Source organism: Rhodothermales bacterium (assembly GCA_013002345.1).
Classification (GTDB): domain Bacteria; phylum Bacteroidota; class Rhodothermia; order Rhodothermales; family JABDKH01; genus JABDKH01.
Genome location: JABDKH010000178.1, coordinates 1 through 20,819, shown reverse-complemented (window position 1 = coordinate 20,819; position 20,819 = coordinate 1). Strand labels below are relative to the sequence as shown.

The following is a 20,819-nucleotide window of genomic DNA, read 5'->3' as shown; positions in this document are numbered from 1 at the left end:
AACTCATGGCGAGTCGCCGGCTTGTTCTATCGTCATGTGGTCAGGGGCGGAATTGAACCGCCGACACACGGATTTTCAGTCCGTTGCTCTACCAACTGAGCTACCTGACCTCTGGCATCTTTAAAGATACTGGCGCCTGAAAACGCCTGTCAACCGGGTCAGTTTCCACCTGTCACTCCGCGCCAACTCTTCACGAGCCGGCGGATCCGCCATCAGTCCACCTTGCGAACGCCCCACATCAGCTTGTTGCGGAGCGTCTCGTAGTAGCTGCTGCCCTCGGTTTTAACAAGATGTACGGTGTGCGCCGCGCGCCGAATGGTCAGGCTCGTCTCCCCACGATCGACGACCAGGCTGTGGCCGTCAACCGATACCACGTGAGCCAGCTCCGGTACACGCACCTGCACCTTCAGTACCGCGGTGTCTGGCAGTACGATGGGCCGGATAGTCAGCGAGTGCGCCGCGATGGGAGTGAGGAGCACGGAGCCGCAGCCTGGCTCCATGATTGGTCCGCCGGCCGAGAGGGAATAAGCAGTGGATCCCGTCGGCGTTGAAACGATCAGGCCATCCGCCCAGTAGGTGTTCAACGTGGCGCCGTCGACGCTCACTTCGATCAAGATGAGTCCGGCCGTGCCGCTCCGCTGCACAACGACCTCGTTCAGCGCCCACTCGGACGCTGTCGTGCCGTCGGACGAAATCGCTACGTCAAGCGCCATCCGCTCCTCGATCGTATACCGCCCGGCCTCAATTTGCTCGATCGCCTGGCGTACCTGCTCGACCTCGATGTCTGCCAGAAATCCCAGTCGGCCGATGTTGATCCCTAGGATGGGGAGTGCCCTGCCGCCGACGATATGAGCGGTATTGAGGAACGTGCCGTCCCCACCAAACGAGAGAAGGATGTCCGTGGCCTCAGCAACGTCCCTGGTCGCGAGCGTGTTCGCGTCGTGAGCCGACATGAGATTGCGAGCGGCCAGCCCTTCGGCGACCGGGGTCGCCAGGCGACACGTGATGCTCCGCTCTTTGAACCACCGGACCAGGTCCGCAACGGGTTGCCAGAGATCGTCCTTGTCCGTGTTCCCGGTTACTCCGTATATCATGCTGGTGGGTTCACCTGTGGCGTGCGGGACGGCTCGAAACTAGCCGTCGTTCTGCACAATTCAAATTACCATCGGCGGCAACTACCTTGATTGTCGTCTCCGATGGTAACGACCTTGCCAGCCGGGACACCCAAAGGCGGGAATGAGGCAACAGGATATGGAGCGGAACATCGTCATCATCGGCAACGGCGTCGCCGGAATAACGGCCGCACGCTTTATCCGAAAGAATTCCTACGACAGAATCACGGTGATCTCGTCCGAGTCGGACCATTTCTTCTCCCGCACCGCCCTGATGTACATCTACATGGGGCACATGACCTACCAGGACACGAAGCCGTACGAGGATTGGTTCTGGACAAAGAATCGAATTGACCTGATTCGGGATCGTGTTGTCGCGGTCGATACGGATGCAAGACGACTTGAGATGGGAAGTGGGAAGCCTGTTTCCTACGATGTTCTGATCATTGCCTCCGGCTCGCAATCGAACAAGTTTGGATGGCCGGGTCAGGATCTACGCGGTGTGCAGGGTTTGTACAGCCTCGAGGATCTTGAGGAGATGGAACGGCAGACGGTTGACATCTCACGTGCCGTGGTCGTTGGTGGCGGCCTGATTGGCATTGAGATGGCTGAGATGTTGCACTCCCGACACATCCCCGTCACGTTCCTCGTTCGAGAGCGAAGCTACATGGACTACCTCCTTCCCGCGGAGGAGTCGGCGATCGTCGATGCTGAGATCCGGGCCCATCAGATTGATCTCCGGCTGTCCACCGAACTCGCGGAGATCACCGGCAATGATGCCGGGCACGTCAACGGGGTGATGACGAATCACGGCGAGAGAATCGAGTGCGGTTTTGTAGGTCTTACGTCAGGTGTACGACCGAACGTCGGGTTCTTGAAGGGATCGGCAATCGAGCTGGATCGGGGCGTCCTCGTGAACGACCGATTCCAGACGAGCGCAGACGATGTATACGCCATCGGGGACTGCGCGCAATTTATTGATCCGACGGTGGCTCATCGCCCGATCGAGCAGCTCTGGTACACCGCCCGAAAGCACGGGAAGACGGTGGCGCGTACGATTTGTGGATCTCCGACGCGCTACGAGAGGGGAGCGTTCTTTAACTCCGCCAAGTTCTTTACACTCGAGTATCAGACGTACGGAGACATTCGAAGCGATCTGCCGGATACCCAGGAAACGCTCTTGTGGCACAACCGATCCGGTCGCCGACTGGTGCGGATCAACTTCGACAGCGAATCGCGGCGGGTCGTGGGATTCAACGCGTTCGGAGTGCGACTACGCCACGAAGTCTGTGAGAAGTGGCTTCTGGAGGGAGCCGTTGTTGATCGTGTACTGCCGCAACTGTCGCTAGCCGACTTCGACCCCGAGTGCGCGGAATGGCGTCTGGCTTCGGCGGCTGCTGCTATAAATTATTCCGGATAAAATACTGCAGAACAGACACGTAATACAATCAATTAAACTTTTAGTTTAAGTCAAGTGAACGCTGATCTGTCATTTCAGCTAACCGCACCGACAACCGGCCTTAGCATAACGGATCGCGTCGGTCTGAGCCTCATCGGTCTGGCAGCCGTGCTTTTTCTCGTCGCGGCATTCGGCGCAGGTTCTGTCTTGCCAAAGATGATGTTCTGGTTTTCTATCGGCACGCTACTCGGCGGATCGCTGATCTTCTTCAGCAGATATGCGCGACGCCCCGCAGGCATACAGAACGACGGTATTGTGTTCGGGCAATTGACGGCACGCGGAGTATTCGGCTGGATTCTCGGCGTTGTGTTCACCGGCTTCTACGTTGTCCTGTACTGGTTCCCGCAGGCCCTGGAGCACCTTGTCCGCATGTTTGACTCCCTCAGCCACGCATTGCGAGGTCGGACTGCGGATCAGTGGTTTCTGTACAGCTTCTTCTACACGTTTGCGGTCATCGTGATGGGAGTCCGCGCAATACTGCGATACCGTCACGTCCGATATCAGATCGTCCGGACGATTTCCGTTGTCTTCTTTCAGCTTGGCTTTGCCTTTCTAATCCCTCAGCTGATGCAGCTTCTGAACGAGCCCGAGTTGTACTTCAGCTACTTCTGGCCGCTGGACTACGATCTACTCTGGCCGTCTACCATCTCCGATCTGTTCTCGTCGTCCGGCCGTCTTGGTGCCTTCATGGTCATCTGGGGAGCGATCCTGACATTCATTGCTACCCCTGTGCTGACGTACTTCTTTGGAAAACGCTGGTACTGCTCGTGGGTCTGCGGGTGCGGCGGTCTGGCGGAGACGCTCGGCGACCCCTTTCGACAGCTATCCAGCAAGTCGTTGACAGCGTGGCGCGTCGAGCGATGGATGGTCCACGGCGTGCTGGCGTTTGTCGTTCTTTCGACTGCTTTGCTGTGGCTGAATGCGGCGTTCGGCGGAGCGATTCTCGGCGGATTATCCGGCAGTCTGTCGAGGACGTACGGGTTCGCGATCGGAGCGGTCTTCTCGGGCGTGATAGGAGTTGGTTTCTATCCGCTGATGGGCTCGCGTGTGTGGTGTCGGTTCGGCTGCCCGATGGCGGCGATTCTGGGGCTGCTCCAGAAGTACTTTTCGCGTTTCAGAATCACGACCAACGGTGGTCAGTGCATTTCGTGTGGGAACTGCTCGAAGTACTGTGAAATGGGTATCGACGTGCGTTGGTACGCACAGCGCGGTCAGAATATTATTCGCGCCTCGTGTGTTGGCTGTGGCGTTTGCTCGGCGGTCTGTCCGCGCGGCGTTCTGAAGCTCGAGAACGCACCAACGACGGGTCGCTACAACGGACCCGTCTTGATCGATCGGGACCAGGTGTCTGTCATCACGGACGAGTGGCCGAGCTGAGTGACGCGCCCCGGGTTATGGTCGGCCCGGCTTCGGTGTCTTCTATGCAGACCATCTGAAGCAAGCGGATGCGAAATGCTGAGTCGCGTCTGGAGCGCCACGACCGTTGGCATCGAAGCCATACCCATCGAGATCGAGACGAATGTCGAGTTCGGCATGCCGAAATACACGGTCGTAGGTTTGCCGGACGGGGCCGTGCGGGAGTCACGCGATCGAGTCCAGGCAGCGATGCGTAACTCCGGGTTCACGGCACCGCGCGGCGTAATCACGATAAACCTCGCGCCTGCCGACCTTCGTAAGGAGGGATCTGCTTTCGATCTTCCGATTGCGCTCGGTTTGCTTGCTGCGACCGGAATTCCGTTCGACCGGAGCACGTTGAAGCAGTTTCTTGTGGTCGGCGAACTGTCGCTTGACGGTCATGTTCGAGCCGTGCGGGGCGTGTTGCCCATGGCGGTGCGGGCACGCCGGGAAGGCATGAAGGGCGTGGTTGTCCCGGTGCAGAACGCGGGAGAGGCGGTGGTGGTCGACGGCATCGGCACGTATCCGGTGCGTCATCTGGCCGAGGCCGTTTCGTTGCTGTCCGGAAATGGGCAGCGGTCTCCACCGGCAAACCCGAAACAGTACAGGTCCGCAGCCCCGGCGGCACAGAGTTCGGTTGATTTCTCTGATGTGAAGGGCCAGGAATCGGCCAAGCGAGCTCTCGAAGTCGCGGCGGCCGGCGGACACAACGTTCTCATGATCGGATCACCGGGCGCCGGCAAGACAATGCTGGCCAGGCGGCTGCCGACGATCCTACCCGATCTCACTCGGGAAGAGGCACTCGAGACAACGACGATTCACTCGGTGGGGGGACGACTTCATCGTGCGGGTCTCGTTATGCGTCGACCGTTCCGGTCTCCGCACCACACGATTTCGGATGTCGGCTTGTGCGGGGGTGGCAGTCAGCCGAGACCGGGCGAAATATCAATGGCGCACAACGGAGTACTGTTCCTCGATGAGCTTCCGGAGTTCAAGCGAAGGGCGCTTGAGGTGCTGCGCCAACCGATGGAGGAGGGTCGTGTTTCGATCAGTCGCGCGCGCATTTCTGTTGAGTTCCCCGCGCGCTTCATTCTTGTTGCCAGCATGAACCCGTGTCCGTGCGGCTACCTGACCGATCCACATCGTTCGTGCGTCTGCACTCCGGGCGATGTACATCGCTACCTCGCACGGATCAGTGGTCCGCTTCTGGACCGGATCGATCTGCATATTGACGTGACGCCCGTGTCTATCCGCGATCTCGAATTGCGGCGAGAGGGCGAGCGATCGATGGCCGTACGGTTGCGCGTTCAGGAAGCGCGTCAGAGGCAGATCGAACGGCTCGGTGCATCGCGCGTCCGTTGCAATGCCGACATGTCCTCACGCCTGCTGCACGCACACTGCCGACTGGACCAACCATGTCGGACGCTTCTTCGCGAAGCCGTTCACCGTCTGGGTCTGAGTGCCCGCGCCTACGATCGGATACTGAAGGTTGCCCGAACGATCGCGGACCTCTGCGGACAGCACGAGATCGGCACGGACCATCTGGCGGAGGCGATACAGTATCGATCCCACCACGGCTCAGCGCTTTGACTTCGCCGACCTGCGACGCTACCTGGGCGCGGGCCCTCGTTCGGTCGCCATGAGGACCCGTAGATCCAGGGCCCGAGCGATGGCCGCAACTTCAGCAAACTGACCGACAGTCGCCTCCTCGTCCGCTCTCAACACAAGAGCCGTCTTGTCAGCGCGGGCCTGGCGAATGGCGGGGAGCAGCTCGTCGCGGGCCACCTGGTTCTGGTTGACGTAGAACTGACCTTCGGATGTGATGACGACGGTAATGTACTGCGACTGCATGGGTACGGACGTATCCGCACGAGGCAGGTTCACCTGGATGCCGAAGTTCGGGATGAAACTGGATGTCAGCAGAAAGAAGATCAGCAGTAGCAGAACGATGTCCGCCAACCCGGCCATGCTGAACGCCGTCATCGGCTTCTTCGGGGATGAAAAACTGAGTGCCATCGGATGCTGCCCGGGAATCGTGGCTAGAAGCGAGGATCTTCGTAGTTGGCCTGCAGAGGAGCCGGCTCCTGAAGCAGGTCAATGAAATCGGTGGCCGAACGCTCCATGTCGTGCACGGCGCGGTTGATGCGTCCGAGCAGAAAATTATAAAAGAAGATGGCGATGATACCGACGACGAGTCCAAAAGCCGTACTCAAAAGCGCCTCCCATATTCCTCCCGCGAGCACGCTCGGATTCACGTTACCCTGGAGGCTCTGAATCTGTTGGAACGCATCGATCATTCCTGTCACGGTGCCAAGGAATCCAAGCATCGGTGCCACGCCGGCGATCGTCGCCAGGAGGTCGATCCGCTTCTCCAGTTCGAATGCTTCGTACTTGCCGGCGGAGTGCACAGCATCCTGTATCTCGGCGATCGGTCGCCCGAGTCGCTCTATGCCGTGCTTCAGGATCCGCGTTATCGGAGTGTCGCGATTCGCACATTAGTTCTTGGCGCCGTCGATATCTCCGGCCTGGACGTAGTCGCGGATTCGCTCGGTCACGAGGTCAGGATCTGCCTTGGCCCGTCGAAGAGTCAGAAGCCTCTCCACAAACAGGTACACGGCCAGAATCGACAGCAGGATGACCGGAATAATGACCCAGCCACCAAGCAGCAACGTGTCAAGTACACTCGCCGGTTCTGGACCGGTTTGTTGCATGATGGCCTGAGTTGAATCAGCTACGGAACTCGCTGCCTCTTGGAGTCGGGGAATGACCATCTCGGTAGTGATGAGAGTGTGGTGGTGGGACTACATGTTGCGTCGGATGCGAAGAATCCAGACACCTGCGGGCAGCTGCGAGGAAAGCCTTTCCATCTCGAGCGCGGCGGACTCGATCGTCGCGAATTGCCCGACACCCACGCGATACCGCGCACGCCCCTCTGCCGTTCCCCGGAATACGTCGATTGGCAAACTTTCATCTTGCAGGTTGGATGCCAGACTCTCTGCGAACGCGATGGCTTCGCGTCGAGACGCCTGTGACGAAGCGACAATCGTATAACCGCCTGCCCGTCTGTCAACCGTACCGGGCGACCACGGCTCTACCTGCGCCTCTGCCACTTCAGGCTGAGGTGGAGGGGCGGCCTCCTGTGCTGCTCCTTCACTTGCTTCACCCGTCGTTTGTTCTGGGGCATCAGGTGTACGCTCCGTCTGGGTCAGCAGCCACAAAACGACGGCAATCGCCGCGATGAGCAGGGGGATCGCCAGCCAGTATGCTCTCGCACCTGTGGATCGACGAACGACGATTGGGGGAGTCGAGGACGGATCCTCGACAGATTCTTCGTCATCCTCCGCAGCCTGATCTTCCGATTCAGGCTCGGGTTCGGGGTCAGGATCAGGTTCAGGATCAGATCCCAAAGACGCTGTGTCGTCTTTCTGGTCGATGCCCGTCACTCCGGCTGCGAGGCTGGCCGGGTGAATCAGAGAATCCCCAAAATCATGGTTCTCGGCTTCACCCTCAGCGCCTCCGACGTTGTCGTCATACTCGTCGTCGACCCTGACATCAGGCTCCGGGTATCGAGCCGGACGGTTCCATGGAATCTTATCGGCACTCGACTCCGTCTGGATATCGTCGGACGGTTCAACAATGTCGTCGGCGTGACGGCCTTCCGCGTCGTCCCTATCGTGCGGTGTCTTCGACTCGTCGTGGTACGGTTCGGCGATATCGTCCTGGTCATATCTGTCGTCGACCTGCCCGGTATCGTGAACCTCTTGCGGGAAGTCTCCTTCAAGTTCATCGCGAACGGAATCCACGAGGTCACCCGTATCGGCCCACGGACGCGAGCCAGCGGCGCCAACAATCTCATCCGGTTCCGGCGAGACGTCGACCTCGTCCCGGGGATCGTAAAAGGGTCGGTCCTGTGACCGGTCTTCTTCCAGCTGGTCTCCCAGGTCAGTCGGATCGACATTCGATTCAACATCGGCCCGCGCTTCGCCGGTGTCCAGATCGGGCAGTCCCTCAGGAGCAGCCTCACCGACGTTCGTCAATAGGTCAGCCGCCATGGGAACGTCGGGAATGCCGTACGGCGAGTCGAGGCCCAGAGTCACGTTCTCGCCGGCGTCAACGGGCAAAGGGTAGAGTCCGGCGAATCGATGATTGACAACGCTGGCCAGGCGCGGCTCCGGAACGAATTCAATCTCGTCTGCCTCTCGTGTAAATGTGCCGAGGCCGGGCACCGTCACCTCCCCGGATGTCTCAAGATCCGCGAGCAATTGCGACACCCATTGCTGCAGCAGGATACCAGCTTCATCCGTCGTTACGGAAAGTCGTCGGGCGATATGGTCAATAACAGGTGTCATCAGTCGTGCTTGCTTCGACCAGCAGTCGAGAAATCAGTCAGACGTTGCATTGAATTCGACCACATCTCGTGGCGGTATCATCACACTCGAATCATCGTCTGCTCTTTCTACCTTGCTCGGAACGTGCCGCACACCGAAAGTGCCCAAACCGGGCACGTCGATCCGATGCCCCTCAATAAGTGCATCGCGTACGGCCGCCACCAGGGCATTAGAGAGTCGATCTTCCGTGATAGTCATCGCCTTTGGATTTTCGCGGCAGAAATGGGGTCTGAGCGAGTGGGATTATCGCCCGAGATCAACAAAATAGAAAGTCCGATCCACTTAACGAAACCAATGGGAAGCAAGGGCTTGGCACTACCACAGCATCCGTACGCCGCCTACAAGTATCGCCGGTGACTGCGGATATCCGTTCCAAGCCTCGTGTTCATTTATGCCGAGATTCAGCAGCCTCACAACAATTCCAATTCTCCTTCCAACGTCGTATCGGGCGTAGACGTCTGCGTCCAGATATGGATCAAGGCTTTGCGACTGGCTCACGTCACTGTAGCGCTCTCCAATGTATCTGCCCGTGACCTGTACCATCCCTCTTCGGGATGCGAACGGTACCGACAGCCCAAGCTCGGCGCTAAGCCGGGGATGATGCGGGATCTGTATTCCGGAATCGGTTAGTTCCGTGTCGTGCACATACAGCGTCGTGGACAATTGCAGGCTGGCCGGTAACGATATCGCCATCTGGCCGCCTGCACTCGTCACGCGTCCCTCGACGTAGCCCAGGTCAAAGAATCCACTGGCGACGGTAGAAGTCCCAGATCCCGTCGTGCTGACGAAGTACGCCCAGTTGGGTGACTGTCGAAGCTGAACCGATGCTTTGAACTGGAGCGGTCCCGACGAGAAGAGGAGGCCTGCCTCCGCGTTCACGGTCAGGATGGAAGGCTGCATGTCTGGTTCGTTCACCAGATACGGGTTTGCCGAGAACAGCTCGGCCAGACTGTTTGTCTGCACGTGCGGCCGGTTCGAACCGATGAGCGTCAGTAAGTCGCCCGACCGCAGGCTGACGTCCACGTCGGCCGATACATACGTGGCCCGGCGGTCGGCGCCCGACTCGCCTCCAACGCCGGCATCAAATCCCACCGTGAGCAGGCGCGGTCCACCGGACACTGTCATTCGATCTGTAGTGCGAACCATGCCGACACCGATCTCACCGTATGAGAGGTCGGAACCGGCAAGTCCACCGCTGTCCAATCCGGCCCACGAAGCCTTCGCCGAACCATAGGCGGACGATCTCGAAAGGGGAACGGCAACTCGGGCAGATAGCGAAGCGCGCTTCTCAACGCGTTCCGTGGTGGGGTCCACAATTCGAGCAGACGAGAACAGGTCGCTCGTGAACCGTGACTGTTGTAGCGATCCGCTGAGTCCGTATTCGATCCTTGAAAGCCGTCCCGAGCCGAGGGTCGCCTGTATTGCGCCGTGCTTTCCGTTACGATCCGGGTTCAGGATGACACTCCCGCCACTGGAGTTATCGATACCGAACATCGAGTAGCTGGACAGAAATCCGGAGATTTTGGCGGACGTCGTGATGCGATCGGTCTCGCTCCGGTATGCGATCGATCCCGAGAAGTCATCGCTCGCGTTCTTCACCTCTTCAATGTCATCCGATACCAGATGACCGTCGCTTCCTTCATAATGGATGTTCACGTCGAGCTGTCGACCCGGGCCGAGTTGGCTTGTGGCCAGTCCGCGAACGATTCGGGTGAAGTATCGTCCGGTACCGATCTCGGCTTCGGCCCGGAACGGGTTGTCTCCGGAGAGGGCAGCAATACCCGGCGGCTCTGGCTTCTCGAGCGGGCTCGTGTCTACGGGTGCTCCTGCGTCCCTGTACGACTCGAGCGTGGGACGACGCTCGGGGGGGATGTCCGGCACTCTTGGCGGGGGATTGAACCCGACGAGTGGTTGTCGCCGCAGTGAGGGAAACGCGATCTGGAGCTGGCCGCGGATTTCGACTTCGCGGGGGGCCAGATCGGGAAGAACGGGTTGATCTTCCTGACCACGATCCTGCGCGGCCACATTGGGGACCATTAGCACAATCCCTGTCACGAGCAGCAGGATAACATTCGACTGGATGATATTGCCAACCTTACGCATGTGCATGGTCATCTATCGCTGAAGGTTGTCTTTCGCCCGGCGCGCTTCGTCAGCGAATCCGCTTCCGGGATACTGATCTATTACGGTGTCGTACATGCGTGCAGCCTCGCCCCGTTCTCCAAGCTGTTCGAAGGCCTTGCCCTGCGTCATGTAGCCGCGTGCAATCCATTCCGCGAAGCCGGAGTAGAGGATCGGCGTCCTGCCAAGTTCCTCGATAGCGCTGCGCGGGTTACCCGTGCGAAGGAGCATCTGTCCCAGTCGCGTCAAGGCCTCGGCGCCCGACTCATCCCGACTTAGCGAGACCACGCGACGGTACATCGCGTCGGCTTCCTGAACTCGATCCTCTCGGTCGTAGATCTGAGCCAGACCGAGCAATGCAGGAACCGACTCCGGCGAGTCTGGCGCATCGTCGACTGTACGTTTCACCAGGCGCTCAGCTTCACGCAGGCGGCCCAGATTCATGAGGGCCACGCTTTGCCCGTAACGCGCCTGGGTTATCTGCCGCTTGTTGTCTCCCGCCCGGTCCTCCAGCTGTTTGAATACTGTCAGCGCTTCCTCGTATCGTCGATTGCGCAGGTAGAGATTGCCAAGGTTGCGCGCGGCATCCGGCCAACGTGAACTCCGGTCAAACCGCTCGAAGAGTTGCTTCAAATAGGACTCGGCCTCCACATCCTGCTTCCGTTCCAGAAAGATCGCTCCGAGGTAGTAGTAGGCTTCGGGAAGCAACTTCTGATCCAGAGCATTGCGCACGAACACCTGAAAGTCCGACAATGCATCGTCGGTCCGCCCGCTCTGATACTTGACTTCCGCTTGCTTGAATCGCAGGTCGTCTATTACGGGCGAGTTTGGATGCGCGGCGGCGAAGGAATCAATGAGTGCCACCGCTCGATCTTCTTCGCCGATGGCCATCAAGGCGAACTGAATCGAAGCCGCGGCATCACTCGCGAAAGGAGAGTTCGGATACCGCTCCAGTACCTGTTTGTACTCTCGGATCGAGCCTTCGAGGTCACCGTCGTTGAAGTACGTATCTCCGATGCTGTAGAGGGCCTTGGCCGCAAGCGGATCTCGCGGCGACTGCGATATCAGATCTCGAAAGGACTTCCTCGCATTGTCATACTCCTGATTCTGAAAGAACAGGTATCCGAGCGAGTACTCGGATTCTTCCCGCCAGTCGCTGTCGGGATAGTCCGCGATGAGTCGTCGAAACGCGCCGGTTGCCTCAAAAGTCCGTCCGGAGTTGGCCAGCGCCTGTGCCATCTGGTAGATCGCATACTCGTCGCCGTCATCAGCAAGGCGGCTATAGATGCGGACAGCATCGGGATATCGCTTCAGTGCGTAGTATGAATCGGCGAGTCGAAGCCTCGCATCGTGTCGGTACGGGACGAAGCCCGTTTCGTCCCGGTAGCTCTCAAGGAACCGATCAAACTCCGTTGCAGCGGCGTCGTAGCTGCCTCGCCTGAAATGAGTCCAGCCGATCGCATAGTGCGCCGCATCCACGTTCTTGCCGTCCGGGTACGTCTCCAGGTATTCTCCGAAGAGATCGCTGGCGGGCCCGAGGCGATTCAGCTGATAGTAGCTCTCCGCCGCCCAGAACAGTGCATCTTCCGCCCGCGGATGGCTCGGATACGTTTCGTATAGATCAATCAGCGCGGTAACTGCAACGCTGTATCGCTCGCTCCGGAACAGCAGCCATGCTTTCTGGAACTCGATCTCCGCCCTCAGCTCGGGCTCCGCCGCATTGCGTTCGATCGCTTGGTTGAACGCTTTCAATGCACCCTCAAAATCGCCCAGCGCGATATACGTACTGCCCAATCGATTCAGCCCCTCATCGAGCAGGCTCGAAGAGCGATAGTCATCGACCAGTTTCTTGAAGGTCTGGTTCGCATCGGACCACTGTCGTAGTTGGTAGTACGTGATGCCGAGTTCGAAGAGCGCCTTGTCCGCGTAAGGGCCACTGGGCCAGCGGTCGACGACCTCCTTGTAGCGTTCGATAGCACGCCGCTCCTGGCGTGCCATCTTCAGATTGGCGGCCTGATAGTACAGGGCCTTCTGTGCCAGAAGATCTGAGAAGCCCGCGCCGGCCTTTGCGAACTCGTCGGCCGCCCATTCATGGGCACCCGCCGATTGATAGTTCCACCCTAATCCGAAAAGCGCTTGGCGAAAGTACGGGCTCTCGGGATTCTCTTCGGTGAACTTCCGGTAGTTCAGGATCGCCTCATCGCTACGCCGGAGCTGGTTGTAGCTCTCGGCGAGCATGAACGTGGCACGCTCCTGTGCGTCGCCCTGGAGGACTGGAAGTCGCCGGTTGATTTCCGCGACGGCGCGCGGATAGTCCTCAAGTTCATAGTAGACCTCGGCGAGTCCGAGGCCTATGTCGCGCGCGTATCTGGAGCCCGGATGTCGCTCAGCAAGCCGCTCAAGAGCCCGTGAGGCGGCCTCGTAATTGTCGCGAGAGAGTTCGGTATATGCTTCTGCGTAACTGGCTATCGGTGCGCTGGAGGAGGCGCTGAAGTCGTCCGCGGCCCGGCGGTAATAGCGTATCGCCTCGTCCAGATCTCCGTCCGCCGCCGCTGCCTCTCCCATCCAGAACAGTGACTTTGCCTGAAGATCATACGAGGCCTTGGTATCCAGTACCTGCTGAAAATTATCTATCGCGCCCCGGTAATCGCCCGTATCGAAATACCAGCGACCGAGGGCGAGTTTTGCCTCATAGCGCAGCGGGTGAGCAGGGTACCGTGTATTGAACCGCTCGAAAAGTACCGCCGCCTCATCCGACCGACCCAACCCGAGCGCAGACGCCGCTTCGTAGTACATGGCATCCGGCGCATGTGCACTTTCCGGATGCGACTCTCGAAAATCGCGAAAGGCGTCGACCGACGAGGCAAAGAGCCGGTCCATGAACAGCCTGTAGGCGTCCTGATACTCCTCCTCCGCGATAGGAAGCACCGGCTGGGCGCGCCCGTCGTGCGGTGCAAGTCCGGACGAAGCCGTAACAAGGAGGAGGAGCAGAATGCCGCTCGAACGACCACTCCACCGTCGGTGTCTGCGGAGCGGGGAAATCCAGTTCAGCATCAATAGTTTCACACACGAGGTGTGGCGAATATCCGGATAAAGACGTTTTGGGAACCCGGATATTGCCCGGCACCGATGGGACAACCACGAGACGGTACGTGTAGTCCCGAGCGCCCTCGATGTTTCAGGCCCGTATTCGCCACTTTGGGACGTTAAATAAATTCATAATCAGGAAGCGAACAACCGTGATCGTGACCGGTCTGATGGTATAGCGATTGGTTTGCTTTGTCGATACCAATCTTGTAAATAACCGTAGAACCAAACTGCGTGATCAACACGCCCGGACCATGGAAACGCAGGTCAAAGAACAGCAGGCGAATTCTGAAGCTCCGGACATCGAGTTCGCAAGTCTTCCCATCGAAGATTGGGTCGAGGCCGCCGAGCGGTGGATCACGGATAATCGCACGCTTGCGCTCGTAGGTTCGTTCGCGCTAGGCGTGTTTATCGGAGTGATGATGAAGGACTGAATCTATAGTCTTCAGTCGAAATCGTCCCGGCGTCGCGCCGGCTCATCCTAAATACTGGTAGAGAAAATGGTGGCTGACAATAGTTCATCGGCAGGGGAGATCACCGAACAGCCCATCCACGGAAACGGTGACTCAGCCGCGCAAGCGGTTGCCGATCAGGCTGACAATTCAGGCGGCAAGTCTTATCGCACGGAGGAGTTTGTGCGTGTTCGAAAGCAACTTGTCGACAGACTGGATCGGGTAAAGGAAGAGATTGCTCGCGTCGACGCGGAAGATGTCGGCAGGAAGGTGGCCGACTGGGTGAAAGAGAACCCGTTGCTTTCTGCTGCCATCGCGGCGGGTACCGGAATCGTTCTTGGGCGTGGGCTGATGTCTCTGCTTTCTACTCCCGAACCGCCTAGGCTGGCTGCGAGAACAAGGAAGCGGGCCCGCAACATTTCGCGCCAGGCCCAGCATTATGCTGGCGACCTTGGTGATCTCGTCACAGACCGCGCATCGGACGCCGGAGACTTTGTTCTCAGAACTGCCGGCGAAGCACGGACGCAGGTCTCCCGCAAGGCGAGCGAGTTTTCGGACGAGGTCAATCGCCGGGCCGCTGAGGTGGCCGACGCGATTTCCGAATCTGCAGCGCGCGCCGCAGGCTCCACGAGAGCAGCGGCTCACGAAACGTCGGACTATGTCGTGGAACGCGCGGATCAGGGCCGAGACATACTGGAGTCGTTTCTCGGAACCGTAAAGATGGCCGCCGCCGATCTCGTCGCAAGAAAGTTTCGCGGCTGGCTCCGCCGCTCCTGATATCACAGGACAACGGCACTGCGCCTCATCCCTCAGAATCCCACGACGACCGTTAACATGAGCATTGTCGCCGTAGGCACTGTTGCGCTCGATACAATCGAAACGCCATTTGGCCGTGCCGAAAACATACTCGGGGGAAGCGCTACATTCATCGCGCTCGCGGCCCGGTTTTTCACGGACGAAGTTGATCTGATTGCCGTTGTGGGTAATGATTTTCCCACAGAGCATATTGAGATGCTGCGGGCACGTGGTGTGTCGACCGAGGGGTTGCAGGTTGACCAGAGTGGCACCACGTTCGCCTGGGAAGGGCGCTACAGTTACGATCTTAACGACCGGGAGACGCTCGCAACGCATCTGAATGTCCTGAGCGAATTCTCGCCGGTAATCCCGGAACGTTCCCGTCATCGCCGTCTGGTCTGCCTGGGCAATCTTGACCCGGAGATTCAGCAGAAGGTCCTGATGCAGATGAACGATCACGACCTGGTCGTGTGCGATACGATGAACTACTGGATTGAGCGCACGCCCGACGAACTCAGCAAGACCCTGAAGCTCGTTGACTGTCTGATCATCAATGATGCCGAAGCGCGGCAACTTGCCGATGAGCCGAATTTGATACGAGCAGCCACTGCGATTCGGGCACTCGGTCCAAGAATTCTTGTGATCAAAAAAGGTGAGCATGGCGCTCTGCTCTTCGCCGACGGCGCGATCTTCAGCGCACCGGCGTTCCCCATGGAGGATATCCATGACCCGACGGGAGCCGGCGACAGTTTCATGGGCGGATTCGCGGGCTACCTTGCGATGAGTCGCGACTACTCGGTCGACTCGCTCAAACGAGCCGTCGTATACGGGAGCGCAATGGCGTCGTTCGTGGTCGAACGATTCGGTACCGAAAGCCTGTCATTGTTGAGTCGGGATGTAATCGACAGACGCGTCGACGCCTTCCGCGTGCTCGGCGAGATCCCGACCATTTCCCCCCTGAATCCTGTCGCCTAGCTCGAGCCGGATTCGATCTCGCCTTCGTCGGCCAGCCTTTCGAGAGTTGAGAATTGAATCGGTGGACGAACTTCGGCGGCAGCCTCCACGATTCGAACAGGCCGGTACGAATCGCCGGCCTCGATGTCATGCGCGCTATCGCGTGATGTGTGCCGTGTGTCACTGAGCAGGTCGCTCAGACGTCGCAGCTCCAGTTTGAGCAAGCCCGTATCGAGTTCATAGTCACGACGAAGACTGTCGATCACTTCTTCGCTTGCATCAAGTTGGGCCTGGAATTCGTCAATGCGCCTCCATGTGGGACGGGAGACTTCAGGCCTGCTCGTATCAGGCAGGAGGGGTTGGCGCCGGGCGTTACCGGCTCGAGAGCGTGTCGACAAGAACCCGACAAACATGCCTGCAAGTCCCGCCGCAAGCGATACAACGGCAATGACGGAGCCGACCGGAACGTCGATTCTCTGAGATCTGAGTTCGTTCATCGTCCGGCATGTATGTCTGGTTGACGAAATAGATCCGGAGAGCCGATCCACGCGCGACCGGATCGGAACCCCGTCCGCAGATCGGAATTGGCTGCACTGGGACAACGTGATTCCCCTAACGTGGTAACGGAGAAGATGCGACTTTTCAGGATTATTGGGCTGGCTTTCGCCGGATATGTCGCATTCACGGTCTCGGGTTGCAGCGACGAGAGCGCCACAGTTGGGACCCAGGATGAACGCTTTGTAGAACTGGATCTGGGCCGTCGTGCAACGGACGACCTCGTCGGGTACTACATGGGCGCGTATCTGGCTGAAGATGCGAAAGACCCGTTCGATGCTCGTCTTGTCGTGCTTGACGGCGGCAAGTATTTCGTCGACGTCGAGGCGCTGTCCTCGGTTGATTCCGTTTCTGCTCAGCGGCTGTTGGCAGCGTCAGGGGACGACCGCAAAGTAGTCTGGGATGCCTTTGCGGGGTTCGTGTCAGACACATACCGGCGCGCTCGCCGGATACCAGAGTCTCGCGCCGTGCTCGCCGAGCAGGAAGGGTTCGTCGCTGAGTCCACGGCCTGGATGAATCTCGACGTCATTGGTGTTATGACCACGCAGCGTCGGCGCGTGTTCGTCCGACAGGCGGACGTTGTGGAGGCACTCCGCTCCTATCGATCTCGCGAAGACAGGGTCATTTACCCGGCCGGTACCGTGTTCATTGCGGACCATTTAGAAGGCGGAGAGGTGACGGAAACGACCGTGATGCGGAAAACAGACAGGGGAGACTGGGATTTTTTCGGATACGATCGGGACGGCTATCTGGTCGACTCCACGCTGGCCATGCCTGACGCCCGGCACATACCCACACAATGCGTGGGCTGCCATTTCGGGCGTAAACTGTACGAGCCGGAGCGAAGCTTCCCGGCCACGGTCGCCGACGGTCCGCACGGTCCCCGGGCCATCTTTACGGACGCTCGCGACGCCAGTGTCGTTCGCTATTTTAACGAACATCGCCATCGGAGTGACAGAGTTCTGGGCCTTTATGCGACGATCCTCGTGTCACGCCTTCGGTCGGAGCGCGAAGCCGGAACACTCGACCGGGAGTTGGGCGACTTGCTGGCAGCCCTCGATCTGTGATCCAGCCACTACCTGATCCTGAAGTATATTCCCGCCGCCACTCTCCACCACCGTGACTTCGAAAAAATGCCGCGTGGAACCGTAAGCCTGAAGAACAGCGTCTTCTATGCACATCACGGCGTGATGCAGGAGGAGCACCGCATCGGCGGCCGATATGAAGTCGACATCACGATGGAATTGAACATCGAGGCGGCGGCCGCGGAAGACGACCTGACCAAGACGGTCGACTATGAGGCCGTGTACTCCCGCGTGCGGCACATCATCACCAAAAACAACTTCTACCTGATCGAGCGGCTCGCATTCCTGATCGCCCACGAAGTGCTTGATCAGCACACGATCGTCGAGTCGGTAGAGGTGACTGTCCGAAAGCCGAATCCCCCGGTTGGCGGCCCGTGTGATCACGCTGAAGCGGTTTACCGGTGCGATCGCGAATAGCCTGGCTTTCTAGTACTGCAGGCCCAGTTTCAGCGTGAACGTCACATCGTCGGACGACGCGCCGACCCAGGTACCGATCGTTGCGCTCTCGAACAATGTTGCCCACAGTCCACCTCCGTACCCCTGGTGCCATCGGTTGCTGGACTCGCCGTCCGTCCACACGCGGCCGTTGTCAAGAAATGCAAGGACACCGGCTTCTCCGACCGCGAGATAGGTTGAAAATCGAAACATCCTTGCTCTGAGTTCCACGTTTTGATACAACGCAGTGCGACCTGCGAAGCGACTGCTTCGATACCCGCGCAGGTTGTGGTTGCCTCCGAGCGTGCTCGCATCGTAGAACGGGAAACTCCCGATGTTGTGCTCCACTCCAAGGCGCGTCGCAATCGTGATCTGCGGCGACATCCAGGGTGAGGACGTCACGACCAGATCGGACAATATTTTCCCGTAGTTGTTGGATGAGTTCCGTACACCAATGTTGATCTCGGCCGCAGACATTAACTGGAATCCGCGTCTCGGATTCTGTGGGCGATCCATGTTCTGCAGACTCGCTACTGTACGAATCCCGGCAAACCACTGGTCCTCGAATGTCGTCGACGATAGACCGGGTTGAGGGGAAACCCCGAATCGGTCGGCATCCCGCCGTACATCGGTTATGCGCAACGTCGGTCCGACTCGAAGTTCAATGCCCGTCTCGCTCGAAAATCCGAGCATCCCGCTGGCGCTGAGCTGCGTCAGCCTTGCCTGATAAAATTCACGATCGCCTTCCGTGTTCTCCGTTTCGTTGCCAAGGCCGTAGAAGTTGCGGATACTGTTCGGGGATCTGATTTCTGCGTCGAGGTACACGTCAAGTGCGCGTACGGCTTGAACAAAATGGCCGTGGTACACGACGTTGTAGGCCGCCGTTCGTCCGGCGAAGTTGCCGAGGATTCGATTGACTCGATCATACGGAGCCTTCTTGAAGCCGTGCTTCACGAGCTTCACACCGCCGCCCAGAAAGACGCCATCGTCCGCATTTCCGCCAAAGAACAGTTGCGGCAACGTGACATTATGCCGGTATGCACGTGGCTCGTACGTGTTGACCCAGGGGTCATCCGTCCGCTGCACCCTCGTTCCGCGACCCGTGGAGAAGATGTTACCCTCATGCGTGTCGTGAACGCGTACGCCGCGTGCGCCATCAATAGTCATAAACGTGTCGGCACCTGGCCCGCCGATACACCGTGTCGTGAGCCCTCCGCCGACACTCTCGACTATGAACGTGTCGTTACCGTCGAGTCCGTACAGACGAATCTCATCTGTCTCGTCACTGTCGAATTCTCGCCGGAAGATTTCCTTTCGAATCTCACCGGCTTTGCTTGTCTTGTATACGACGATCTCCGTTCGGCCAGGCCCGGCTGAGCGAACCTCGAAGAGCTCATGTTTGTCGGATCCGACGACATCGACGACGCGGGCCAGGACGCTGTAGTACTCTTCGGCTACGTCGGAAAGCAACTCCCGTCGGGCCTTCAACTTGTTCGCCATCTCCGCGCCGCTGATTCGATAGATGGACTCGGGAAGGTGACGAACGGCTGCGTCGATCACCGAGTCGGTCAGCGCTTCGTGCACCGTCTGTGCCTCCCGCAGCCAGTCGCTCAAAACGAGTGACGAGGTCAGGCGGCGATCTTGTTCGAGGCCATTGAATGTCAGGCCCTTGATATACCCGTACGAGTATCGAAAATCCTGAAACTTCGGATCAAAGAATCTGATCAATGGCGGGAATAGACCGTTCATGCGATTGAATGCCCAATCCCGGTCCCTCGGAATTGGTCGATACAGACGACCCTTCTCGTTCTTCTTCTTGAACGACGCCCAGCGCCACTGGTCGCGGTGCCGATCCCAATCGGAAAGCAGCATGTCGAGCAACCGCACACGGACAAATGCATTCGCATCGACCGAATTGTCGTTGTCGCCGTTAATCGCTTCGTACATCTTGCCGGCACTGACTACGTTCTTCGACCGACCGTACCGTTCTTCGTCGGACATGTCGTCGTTCGGTCTGTCCTCGAGCATCATCAATTGATCGGCGAACGTATCCAGGTACGGGCCAAGTCGCGGATCTCTCGGAACGTACACGAGCCGGGGCTGTGTGTGGTAAATGCCGGCCGCCGACGCCAGCGTCGGAATCACATACGCCCCGTACGGATTGATCGAGGTGATCTGATCCTTTGCGATATCGGTGACGAAGGTCCCGCGTACCGCCGGGGGGAGACTGCGTTCGGGGTTCTTGTCCAGAGAGCGCAGCACATATTGTTTTCCGTCACGACCCTGCAGCCTGAGAGAAGTGGTTTGCATACCGCCGCCTCGCTTCAACGGTATGAGTCCTCCGGCCTCTCGCCCCATATCGAGATACGGCGCTTCGACCGGCTCGACCCACAGGTCCCGGTTGTGCGAGCCCATAAAGAAAGACCTCAAGCGACCCGCTCGATACGACGGATTGGCCGCCATCACTGCCACGCTGTCGGTGTAGTCCGGGTAATCCAACGGGACTGCGGGCCCTGCCTCAGCTGGTGGCTGGTAGTTCTGTTCGGCAGCGTACAGGCGGGTCCGGAAGACGTGAATCGGATCATTGCCATCGGCCGCCACGCGCCAGAATGATAGCCACGTTGATCCGTCGCCATAGTAGTGGATCGTTGAATAGCCCGGCCCGGTCGCCGTGAAGATGGCATCCCCGCCACCCGCTACATGACTGCTCTTCGAACCGGCACCACTGACAACAAAGTGGTTTGGGTGCAGATCTTTGCCAGACTGGAAGTATTGCAGACTGTGCTCGTGACCGGCTGCATAGACCAGGCGTTCATGATCGCTGAATATTCCCTTGAGTGCGGTGCTCATGCGGCGGTAACGTACGTGGGCGAGGTCCTGCTCACTGACGCCCAGATAGCGGACGTACAGGACCCCAAGCGTGCCAATCAGCGGAAGCGGCAGATACGCGTTCTTCCAGAATCGTGTCAACGGAAAGAGAT

The 20,819-nt window shown here is 58.8% G+C and carries 16 protein-coding genes, 1 tRNA gene and 1 pseudogene; 8 read left to right on the top strand and 10 right to left on the bottom strand.

The window, feature by feature from the left end; translation table 11 throughout:
- Positions 1-37: 37 nt before the first annotated feature.
- Positions 38-110, bottom strand: a tRNA-Phe gene (locus HKN37_08970).
- Positions 111-212: 102 nt separating this feature from the next.
- The gene (locus HKN37_08965) at positions 213-1,094 is read right to left on the bottom strand and encodes an ATP-NAD kinase (GenBank protein NNE46777.1); all 882 of its coding nucleotides are present in this window, start codon (positions 1,092-1,094) and stop codon (positions 213-215) included.
- Between the two features lie 142 nt (positions 1,095-1,236).
- Here HKN37_08965 and HKN37_08960 point away from each other — a divergent pair, with 142 nt between their 5' ends.
- From HKN37_08960 to HKN37_08950, 3 genes are all read left to right on the top strand, one after another.
- Positions 1,237-2,532, top strand: coding sequence for an FAD-dependent oxidoreductase (locus tag HKN37_08960; GenBank protein ID NNE46776.1), 1,296 nt, complete (start codon positions 1,237-1,239; stop codon positions 2,530-2,532).
- A gap of 195 nt (positions 2,533-2,727) precedes the next feature.
- Positions 2,728-3,948: a 4Fe-4S binding protein gene (locus tag HKN37_08955; GenBank protein ID NNE46775.1), complete on the top strand. Its 1,221-nt coding sequence runs from the start codon at positions 2,728-2,730 to the stop codon at positions 3,946-3,948.
- A gap of 75 nt (positions 3,949-4,023) precedes the next feature.
- Positions 4,024-5,556, top strand: coding sequence for a YifB family Mg chelatase-like AAA ATPase (locus HKN37_08950; GenBank protein ID NNE46774.1), 1,533 nt, complete (start codon positions 4,024-4,026; stop codon positions 5,554-5,556).
- Between the two features lie 18 nt (positions 5,557-5,574).
- On the opposite strand, the gene HKN37_08945 is transcribed toward HKN37_08950, so the two are convergent.
- The 6 genes and pseudogenes from HKN37_08945 to HKN37_08920 form a co-directional block, all read right to left on the bottom strand.
- Positions 5,575-5,982, bottom strand: coding sequence for a biopolymer transporter ExbD (locus HKN37_08945; protein ID NNE46773.1), 408 nt, complete (start codon positions 5,980-5,982; stop codon positions 5,575-5,577).
- A 23-nt stretch (positions 5,983-6,005) separates the two neighbouring features.
- Positions 6,006-6,677: pseudogene (locus HKN37_08940) on the bottom strand (MotA/TolQ/ExbB proton channel family protein).
- 90 nt (positions 6,678-6,767) lie between these two features.
- Positions 6,768-8,315, bottom strand: a complete 1,548-nt coding sequence (locus HKN37_08935) for a hypothetical protein (protein ID NNE46772.1) — start codon at positions 8,313-8,315, stop codon at positions 6,768-6,770.
- Positions 8,316-8,348: 33 nt separating this feature from the next.
- The gene (locus tag HKN37_08930) at positions 8,349-8,552 is read right to left on the bottom strand and encodes a hypothetical protein (GenBank protein NNE46771.1); all 204 of its coding nucleotides are present in this window, start codon (positions 8,550-8,552) and stop codon (positions 8,349-8,351) included.
- 117 nt (positions 8,553-8,669) lie between these two features.
- Entirely contained in the window at positions 8,670-10,457 is a 1,788-nt protein-coding gene (locus HKN37_08925; protein NNE46770.1) for a TonB-dependent receptor, read from the bottom strand.
- A 12-nt stretch (positions 10,458-10,469) separates the two neighbouring features.
- Positions 10,470-13,529, bottom strand: coding sequence for a tetratricopeptide repeat protein (locus HKN37_08920; protein ID NNE46769.1), 3,060 nt, complete (start codon positions 13,527-13,529; stop codon positions 10,470-10,472).
- Between the two features lie 287 nt (positions 13,530-13,816).
- Here HKN37_08920 and HKN37_08915 point away from each other — a divergent pair, with 287 nt between their 5' ends.
- The 3 genes from HKN37_08915 (at position 13,817) to HKN37_08905 (ending at position 15,784) form a co-directional block, all read left to right on the top strand.
- Positions 13,817-13,996, top strand: a complete 180-nt coding sequence (locus HKN37_08915; protein NNE46768.1) for a hypothetical protein — start codon at positions 13,817-13,819, stop codon at positions 13,994-13,996.
- Positions 13,997-14,065: 69 nt separating this feature from the next.
- Positions 14,066-14,791: a hypothetical protein gene (locus HKN37_08910; protein ID NNE46767.1), complete on the top strand. Its 726-nt coding sequence runs from the start codon at positions 14,066-14,068 to the stop codon at positions 14,789-14,791.
- 57 nt (positions 14,792-14,848) lie between these two features.
- The gene (locus HKN37_08905; GenBank protein NNE46766.1) at positions 14,849-15,784 is read left to right on the top strand and encodes a sugar kinase; all 936 of its coding nucleotides are present in this window, start codon (positions 14,849-14,851) and stop codon (positions 15,782-15,784) included.
- On the opposite strand, the gene HKN37_08900 is transcribed toward HKN37_08905, so the two are convergent.
- A complete protein-coding gene (locus HKN37_08900; GenBank protein ID NNE46765.1) occupies positions 15,781-16,260 on the bottom strand; it encodes a hypothetical protein in 480 nt (159 codons plus the stop codon). The genes HKN37_08905 and HKN37_08900 overlap by 4 nt on opposite strands.
- Positions 16,261-16,395: 135 nt before the next feature.
- On the opposite strand from HKN37_08900, the gene HKN37_08895 reads away from it, so the two are divergent.
- Together HKN37_08895 and folB are read left to right on the top strand one after the other, a co-directional pair.
- Positions 16,396-17,385: a hypothetical protein gene (locus HKN37_08895; GenBank protein NNE46764.1), complete on the top strand. Its 990-nt coding sequence runs from the start codon at positions 16,396-16,398 to the stop codon at positions 17,383-17,385.
- Between the two features lie 66 nt (positions 17,386-17,451).
- On the top strand, positions 17,452-17,820 hold the full coding sequence (gene folB, locus HKN37_08890; protein NNE46763.1) for a dihydroneopterin aldolase: 369 nt from the start codon (positions 17,452-17,454) through the stop codon (positions 17,818-17,820).
- Between the two features lie 9 nt (positions 17,821-17,829).
- On the opposite strand, the gene HKN37_08885 is transcribed toward folB, so the two are convergent.
- A partial coding sequence (locus HKN37_08885) for a BamA/TamA family outer membrane protein (protein NNE46762.1) occupies positions 17,830-20,819 on the bottom strand: 2,990 nt, incomplete at its 5' end.

Bases quoted from the DNA above. Each gene is read 5' to 3' on its own strand.
- HKN37_08920 (NNE46769.1), bottom strand. From the start codon at position 13,529: ATGCTGAACTGGATTTCCCCGCTCCGCAGACACCGACGGTGGAGTGGT.
- HKN37_08960 (NNE46776.1), top strand. From the start codon at position 1,237: ATGAGGCAACAGGATATGGAGCGGAACATCGTCATCATCGGCAACGGC.
- HKN37_08930 (NNE46771.1), bottom strand. From the start codon at position 8,552: ATGACTATCACGGAAGATCGACTCTCTAATGCCCTGGTGGCGGCCGTA.
- HKN37_08945 (NNE46773.1), bottom strand. From the start codon at position 5,982: ATGGCACTCAGTTTTTCATCCCCGAAGAAGCCGATGACGGCGTTCAGC.
- HKN37_08895 (NNE46764.1), top strand. From the start codon at position 16,396: ATGCGACTTTTCAGGATTATTGGGCTGGCTTTCGCCGGATATGTCGCA.
- HKN37_08965 (NNE46777.1), bottom strand. From the start codon at position 1,094: ATGATATACGGAGTAACCGGGAACACGGACAAGGACGATCTCTGGCAA.
- HKN37_08955 (NNE46775.1), top strand. From the start codon at position 2,728: ATGATGTTCTGGTTTTCTATCGGCACGCTACTCGGCGGATCGCTGATC.
- HKN37_08950 (NNE46774.1), top strand. From the start codon at position 4,024: ATGCTGAGTCGCGTCTGGAGCGCCACGACCGTTGGCATCGAAGCCATA.
- HKN37_08900 (NNE46765.1), bottom strand. From the start codon at position 16,260: ATGAACGAACTCAGATCTCAGAGAATCGACGTTCCGGTCGGCTCCGTC.
- HKN37_08935 (NNE46772.1), bottom strand. From the start codon at position 8,315: ATGACACCTGTTATTGACCATATCGCCCGACGACTTTCCGTAACGACG.
- folB (NNE46763.1), top strand. From the start codon at position 17,452: ATGCCGCGTGGAACCGTAAGCCTGAAGAACAGCGTCTTCTATGCACAT.
- HKN37_08905 (NNE46766.1), top strand. From the start codon at position 14,849: ATGAGCATTGTCGCCGTAGGCACTGTTGCGCTCGATACAATCGAAACG.
- HKN37_08925 (NNE46770.1), bottom strand. From the start codon at position 10,457: ATGCGTAAGGTTGGCAATATCATCCAGTCGAATGTTATCCTGCTGCTC.
- HKN37_08915 (NNE46768.1), top strand. From the start codon at position 13,817: ATGGAAACGCAGGTCAAAGAACAGCAGGCGAATTCTGAAGCTCCGGAC.